This window comes from Mesorhizobium sp. M7A.F.Ca.CA.001.08.2.1, assembly GCF_003998455.1.
Classification (GTDB): Bacteria; Pseudomonadota; Alphaproteobacteria; order Rhizobiales; family Rhizobiaceae; genus Mesorhizobium; species Mesorhizobium ciceri.
In genome coordinates, this window is sequence record NZ_RZPW01000320.1 from 1 (window position 1) to 6586 (window position 6586).

Sequence of the window (6586 nt, forward strand, 5' to 3'; positions counted from 1 at the left end):
AAGCTGTTCGAACTGCTGGCCAGGCATGAAGTGAAGGACGGAGATGACGATCGTCTTTCGGCGCTGTTGGCAAAAGGCCATGCGCCGCGCGCCGCCGCCACCTTCGCCGGGCCGATGGATTTCGGCGCCGACGAGGACGAAATCTCGATCCTGGACTTCCAGGCCGCCGCCGATCTCGACCCGAACTACTTCAGCAAGGAGGGCCTTGGCGCGCTGGTGGCGCGTTTCGGCGCCAGCGTGCCGGTCGAACTGTCGACGCCGGTACGCAAGATCCTGTGGGACGTGCCCGGCGTCGCCTGCGTCACCGATCGCGGCACCGTCCGCGCCAAAGCGGTGATCGTGACCGCTTCGCCAGCGGTGCTCGCCTTCGAGGAGATCGCGTTCTCGCCGGCCCTGCCCGACACCCATTTTGGCGCCTTCTTCGACCTGCCGATGGGCATGCTGACCAAATTGCCGGTCGAAATATCGGGCACAAGGCTCGGGCTGCAGCCCTTCGACGACCTGCTGATCGAACGGATGGCCAGGCACGACATCTATTTCCTGTGCTTCCCGTTCGACCTTGACCTGATGGTCGGCTTCGTCGGCGGCGATTTCGCCTGGGAAATGTCGGCGGCCGGCGAGGCGGCCGGCATCGACTTCGTCGTCGACCGGCTGTGCGGCATCTTCGGTGGCGATACGCGCAAGCATGTCGGACGCGCCATGATGACCAATTGGGGCGGCGAGCGCTTCGTGCGCGGCGCCTACGCCGCCGCCCGCCCTGGCCGTTCACTGGCGCGCGCCGCGCTCATGCAGCCGGTGGCCGACAAGATCTTCTTCGCCGGCGAGCACTTGGCCGGCCCGCTGATGCAGACCTGCGGCGGCGCACGGCTGTCGGGCGAAGCGGTGGCAAGACAGGTTGTCGCCCAACTTGCGGCCAAATAGCTTCAGGAAAATGTGGAACGCCGCGCGGCTGTTCGCGTTGGGCACGGGCCGCCGTGAATATCTATGTCACCTCCGGTGAATTGAGACCGACATGAAACTCTTCGACTGCCCCCATTGCGGCCATCGCATCTATTTCGAGAACGCCCAGTGCCTGAACTGCGGGAACCCCGTGCTCTACGATCCCGAGCACGCCTGTTTCGCGCTGGCGAGCGCCGACGGCATCTTCCAGTGCACCAACGCCGATGAATGCGCCTGCAACTGGATGGCCGAGCCCGGACACGCCTTTTGCCGCGCCTGTGCGCTCAACCAGTTGATCCCGGATCTCTCCGTCGACGGCAACCGCCGCCGCTGGATCCGTGTCGAAGCGGCGAAGAAGCGCGCCATCTATTCGCTGCTGGCCTTCGGGCTGCCGGTGGCGCCCAAGCAGAACCCCGCCGACGAGATCGGGCTGGCCTTCGACTTCCTCGCCGATCCGATCGGCGGCGGCCCCGGCGGCGAGCGGATCCTGACCGGCCACGACAATGGCCTGATCACGCTCAACGTCGCCGAGGCGGATTCGGCCGAGCGCGAGAAGCGGCGCGTCGAGATGGGCGAGAACTACCGCACCTTGCTCGGTCATTTCCGTCATGAGCTTGGGCACTATTACTGGGACCGCCTGATCCGCGACGATCCGCACCGGCTCGAAGCTTTCCGCGCACTGTTCGGCGATGACCGCGCCGATTACGAACAGGCGCTGAAGGCCTATTATGCCAATGGTGCGCCGCCCGACTGGCAGCAAGGCCACATCTCGGCCTATGCGACCTCGCATCCATGGGAGGACTGGGCCGAGACCTGGGCTCACCACCTGCACATCACCGACACGCTGGAAATGGTGCACGCACTGAACTTTCCGCTCGGCCGGCTGGAGACGGTGGAGGCCAACGACTTGCCGCGCGGCGACACCGGCGGCGAATTGCAGGCGGCACCCTCGGAGCCGCCGACCGCGCCCGAGCCTTTCGAAAAGATCCTTGCCCGCTGGCTGGTGCTGTCGGAAGCCTCCAATTCGATCAACCGCTGCATGGGCCTGCCGGACCTCTATCCCTTTGTCATTTCGGACGTCACGGCGCGGAAATTGGACTTCGTTCACGAACTTCTGACCGATTTGCCTGGAGAACAGGGAACAAATCGTGAGTTGGCACAGGCGCTTTAGCGGGAACGCATGAGCTGCTGCCCCGTTTTCGCTGGCGAGGGACCATGAAAACGGAGAGAAACCATGAAATCCCTGTTGTTTCCGGCGGTCGCCGGAATGCTGACCGTGATGTCGGGCGCCGCGTTTGCCGACACCGCCGTCTCAGCCATCACCGACCTTAACGTTCGCGCCGGACCCGGCCCGCAATACCCTGTCATCGGCGTGCTCGCCGCCGGTCAGTCGGCAACGCTCAATGGCTGCATCGAAAACAGCAAATGGTGCACCATAGCCGAGGCCGGCGGCCAGGGCTGGGTCTATTCCGACTATGTGACGGCCGATATAGGCGGCAGCCGGGTGGTGCTGACGCAACGGCGCGCCAGCGTTGCTGTCGTCTCGCCGCCGGAGGACATCGGCAACTACTCGACCGATTATACCGGCGCGATCATCGCCAGCGATCCGGTCGTGGATGACTTCCCGCCGCCCCCGGCTGAAGTCCGCACCTATGTCGACACGCATCGCCTCGATCCCATCTATCTGGAAGGCGAAGTGGTCACCGGCGCGACCCTGCCCGACACCGTCGAGCTGCGCGAGATTCCGGACTACAATTACCGCTATGTCTATGTGAACGGCCAGCGGGCGCTGATCGATCCGCAGACCCGGCGCATCATGTACGTCGTGCGCTGACGACAATTGGCATAAGCGGCCGCTGCCACAGCAGCGGCCGCCGGCAGGCGGCACCGCAGCGTCGCCTCTTGTGCGCCGACGCTGCTCTGAGCATTGTCCTTTGCGGAAAACTTCCGATTTTTCCGGGCCATCGATTAGTCAATAGGCGATGACTTTGGCAAAGGAGCCCGCGTGACCATCGATCCGGCCGCCTTCGAGCGCTACAGGCATTCGCCGAACGCCAGGACGACCTTGCCGCGCCTGTTGCTCGGAACGGGGATCGTCGTCCTTTTTTGGGCAGCAACCACCGTGGCCGTGCTGGTCGGCGGCACCTATGCCTTCTTCGCCCGGCAGGCGGCCCCATCATCCGGCATGCAGGGTTTCCTCGCCTCGCCCATCGGCATCCTCGCCGCGCTCGTCTCGTTCGCCGGCATCTGGATCGGCCTGTGGGTCGCGATGCGCTGGGTGCATGGCGAGAAGCTGTCGGCGCTGCTCGGCAACAGCCGGCGTGTTTCGTGGTCCGGCTTCCTCAAGGGGCTGATCGCGGTGCTGATCACCTCGTTGATCTCCGAAATCCTGCTCTATCTCTTGCAGCCGCAGATCGCGCGCGGCCCGATCAGCCTGTCGTCCTGGCTGCTGTTTGCGATCCCGATCGCCGCGCTCACTCTGTTGCAGACCTCGTCGGAAGAGTTGCTGTTTCGCGGCTACCTGCTGCGCGGTCTCGCCAGCCGGTTCAAGAGCCCGTTCATCTGGGCGCTGCTGCCGGCCCTGCTGTTCACCTCGCTGCATTGGAGTGCGAGTTCGTCGCCAGCCATCAACGCCTGTGTGCTGGCGTCGATCGCCGCCTTCGCGCTGCTGCTGACGCTTGTCGTCTACGCAACCGGCAATCTCGGCGCCGCGCTGGGTGCTCATCTCGGCAACAACCTGACCGGCTTCCTGCTGATCTCGCATCAGGAAAGCTACAATTCCTTCGCCCTGTTCAACGCCAGGCCGCTCGAGGGACCGGGCTGGGCAACGTCGGATGCGGTTCTCATCGCCTTCATCGGCATCGCCTGCAGCCTGCTGACCATCGGGCTGCTTTTGCATCCGCGCTCGCCGCTCAAGGTCGCCGCCGAGCTTCCGGACCGCGCGAGCACGGCCTGAATGCGGCTCCGGGAATGACGCTACCCGGCCCTTGTCTTGACTCTTGCGCAGATTTCCTGTCTACACGCCCCGAATTCCGCGACGAGTATCCCTCCGAGCAAGCCGACCAGGACGCCGAAACCTCTTTGAGGTGAAGTGCTGTAAATCGATCCTGGAGGCCAACACCCGGCAGCGCTGAGCGCCCCCGGGTGCTTTTTGGTTTTGGCTTTTGCTTGGACTTTTGGTTGGACACTGGGCGCGAACGCATTACCTCTCGGGCACCATCCGGGTGCCAGGGAAAAGGAAAACGAATGTTTGAATCGCTACAGGAACGTCTTGGTTCGATCCTGAACGGCCTGACCGGCCGCGGCGCGCTGTCGGAGGCTGATGTCTCGGCGGCGCTGCGCGAGGTGCGCCGTGCGCTGCTCGAAGCCGACGTGGCGCTGGAAGTGGTGCGCTCCTTCACCGACAAGGTGCGCGAGAAGGCTGTCGGCGCGGCCGTGGTCAAGTCGATCAAGCCCGGCCAGATGGTCGTCAAGATCGTTCATGACGAACTGGTCGACATGCTCGGCGCCGAAGGCGTCGCTATCGATCTCAATGCCCCGGCGCCGGTCGTCATCATGATGGTCGGCCTGCAGGGTTCCGGCAAGACGACCACTTCGGCCAAGATCGCCAAGCGTCTTTCCGAGCGTCAGAACAAGAAGGTCCTGATGGCCTCGCTCGACACGCGGCGCCCCGCCGCGCAGGAGCAGCTTCGCCAGCTCGGCGAACAGGTCAAGGTCGCCACGCTGCCGATCATCGACGGCCAGTCGCCGGTCGACATCGCGCGCCGCGCCGTGCAGGCGGCCAAGCTCGGCGGCCACGACGTCGTCATCCTCGACACCGCCGGCCGCACCCATATCGACGAGCCGCTGATGGTCGAGATGGCCGACATCAAGAAGGTATCGAGCCCGCACGAAATCCTGCTGGTCGCCGATTCGCTGACCGGCCAGGACGCCGTCAACCTGGCCAAGAGCTTCGACGAGCGCGTCGGCATCACCGGTCTCGTGCTGACCCGCATGGACGGCGACGGCCGTGGCGGTGCTGCCCTTTCGATGCGCGCCGTCACCGGCAAGCCGATCAAGCTGATCGGCACCGGCGAAAAGATGGACGGGCTGGAGGAATTCCACCCCAAGCGCATCGCTGACCGCATCCTCGGCATGGGCGACATTGTCTCGCTCGTCGAAAAGGCCGCCGAGAACATCGACGCCGAACAGGCGGCGGCGATGGCCAAGAAGATGCAGTCGGGCAAGTTCGACCTGAACGATCTCGCCGGCCAGCTTCAGCAGATGTCGAAGATGGGCGGCATGGGCGGCATCATGGGCATGATGCCCGGCATGGGCAAGATGAAGGACCAGATGGCCGCCGCCGGTCTCGACGACAAGATGTTCGGCCGCCAGCTCGCCATCATCTCGTCGATGACCAAGGCAGAGCGCGCCAATCCCGATTTGCTCAAGCATTCGCGCAAGAAGCGCATCGCTGCCGGTTCCGGCACCGACGCGGCCGAAATCAACAAGCTGCTCAAAATGCATCGCGGCATGGCCGACATGATGAAGGCAATGGGCGGCAAGGGCAAAGGCGGCGGCCTGATGCGTGGCATGATGGGCGGCCTCGCCTCCAAGATGGGCCTCGGCGGCATGATGCCCGGCGGTATGGGTGGCATGATGGGCGGCGGCATGCCGGACCTGTCGAAGATGGACCCCAAGCAGCTCGAAGCCTTGCAGAAGCAGGCGCAGGCAGCCGGCCTAGGCGGCGGCATGAAAGGCCTTCCCGGCGGCGGTGGCCTGCCCAGCGGCATGCCAGGTTTGCCCGGCGGCATGAAACTTCCCGGGCTTCCCGGCCTCGGCGGTGGCGGGCTGCCCGGCCTTGGCAAGAAGAAGTGAGGACGCCATGAACGAAGAAAAGGACATGGCCGACGCCCGCGCCCTCCTGGCAGATTACCGGGCGTCGATCGACAACATCGACGCAGCCCTCATCCACATGCTTGCGGAGCGCTTCCGCTGCACCAAGGCGGTTGGCGTGCTGAAGGCGACTCATGGCTTGCCGCCGGCCGACCCGGCACGCGAGCAGCAGCAGATCGCCCGGCTTCGCCAGCTGGCGAAGGATGCTCATCTCGACCCGGATTTCGCGGAAAAGTTCCTCAACTTCGTCGTCCGCGAAGTGATCCGCCACCACGAACAGATCGCCGCTTCCAACGGCGTGACGAAAACCAACTGAAACCCAATCAACGAACTTAGTTTTTAGGAGAAAAGAAATGCCCTTGAAGATCCGACTGGCCCGTGCGGGCTCGAAGAAGCGTCCTTATTACCACGTCGTCATTGCCGACGCCCGTTCGCCGCGTGACGGCCGGTTCATCGAGTCCATCGGCTCGTGGAACCCGCTGCTGCCCAAGGACGGCGAACGCGTCAAGGTCGACGCCGACCGCGTCAAGCATTGGCTGGCGCATGGCGCCCAGCCGACCGACCGCGTGCTGCGCTTCCTCGACGAGGCCGGCCTTGTCAAGCGCGACGCCCGTTCCAACCCGAAGAAGGCCGAGCCGGGCAAGAAGGCGCAGGAACGCGCTGCTCTTCTGAGGAAGGCGCAGGAAGATGCCGCTGCTGCCGTTGCCGCCGCCGCGGCTGCACCGGCCGAGGCGGAAGCCGCAACCGCCGAATAAGTATTTGCTCTATCGCA

7 protein-coding genes are annotated in these 6586 nt (G+C 64.6%); all 7 read left to right on the forward strand.

The features are described from left to right. On the forward strand, positions 1 to 921 hold a 921-nt coding region (locus EN914_RS19195; protein WP_127389203.1), incomplete at its 5' end, for an FAD-dependent oxidoreductase. 91 nt (positions 922 to 1012) lie between these two features. Beyond that, complete coding sequence (locus EN914_RS19200) at positions 1013 to 2110, forward strand: putative zinc-binding metallopeptidase (protein ID WP_024504028.1); 1098 nt, start codon at positions 1013 to 1015, stop codon at positions 2108 to 2110. A 63-nt stretch (positions 2111 to 2173) separates the two neighbouring features. Further along, positions 2174 to 2773 carry a DUF1236 domain-containing protein gene (locus EN914_RS19205; RefSeq protein ID WP_024504029.1) on the forward strand — a complete coding sequence of 200 codons (600 nt, stop codon included), beginning with the start codon at positions 2174 to 2176 and terminating at the stop codon, positions 2771 to 2773. 171 nt (positions 2774 to 2944) lie between these two features. Further along, positions 2945 to 3895 (forward strand): CPBP family intramembrane glutamic endopeptidase, encoded by a 951-nt coding sequence (locus tag EN914_RS19210; RefSeq protein ID WP_024504030.1) that lies wholly within the window; start codon positions 2945 to 2947, stop codon positions 3893 to 3895. A gap of 290 nt (positions 3896 to 4185) precedes the next feature. Then, positions 4186 to 5796 (forward strand): signal recognition particle protein, encoded by a 1611-nt coding sequence (gene ffh / locus EN914_RS19215; protein ID WP_024504031.1) that lies wholly within the window; start codon positions 4186 to 4188, stop codon positions 5794 to 5796. A gap of 7 nt (positions 5797 to 5803) precedes the next feature. Continuing rightward, entirely contained in the window at positions 5804 to 6130 is a 327-nt protein-coding gene (locus EN914_RS19220; protein ID WP_013528801.1) for a chorismate mutase, read from the forward strand. Positions 6131 to 6167: 37 nt separating this feature from the next. Next, complete coding sequence (gene rpsP / locus EN914_RS19225) at positions 6168 to 6569, forward strand: 30S ribosomal protein S16 (protein WP_024504032.1); 402 nt, start codon at positions 6168 to 6170, stop codon at positions 6567 to 6569. Positions 6570 to 6586 lie beyond the last annotated feature (17 nt).

Coding starts and splice junctions, on each gene's coding strand:
- EN914_RS19205 (WP_024504029.1), top strand. CDS start 2,174: ATGAAATCCCTGTTGTTTCCGGCGGTCGCCGGAATGCTGACCGTGATG.
- rpsP (WP_024504032.1), top strand. CDS start 6,168: ATGCCCTTGAAGATCCGACTGGCCCGTGCGGGCTCGAAGAAGCGTCCT.
- EN914_RS19220 (WP_013528801.1), top strand. CDS start 5,804: ATGAACGAAGAAAAGGACATGGCCGACGCCCGCGCCCTCCTGGCAGAT.
- EN914_RS19200 (WP_024504028.1), top strand. CDS start 1,013: ATGAAACTCTTCGACTGCCCCCATTGCGGCCATCGCATCTATTTCGAG.
- ffh (WP_024504031.1), top strand. CDS start 4,186: ATGTTTGAATCGCTACAGGAACGTCTTGGTTCGATCCTGAACGGCCTG.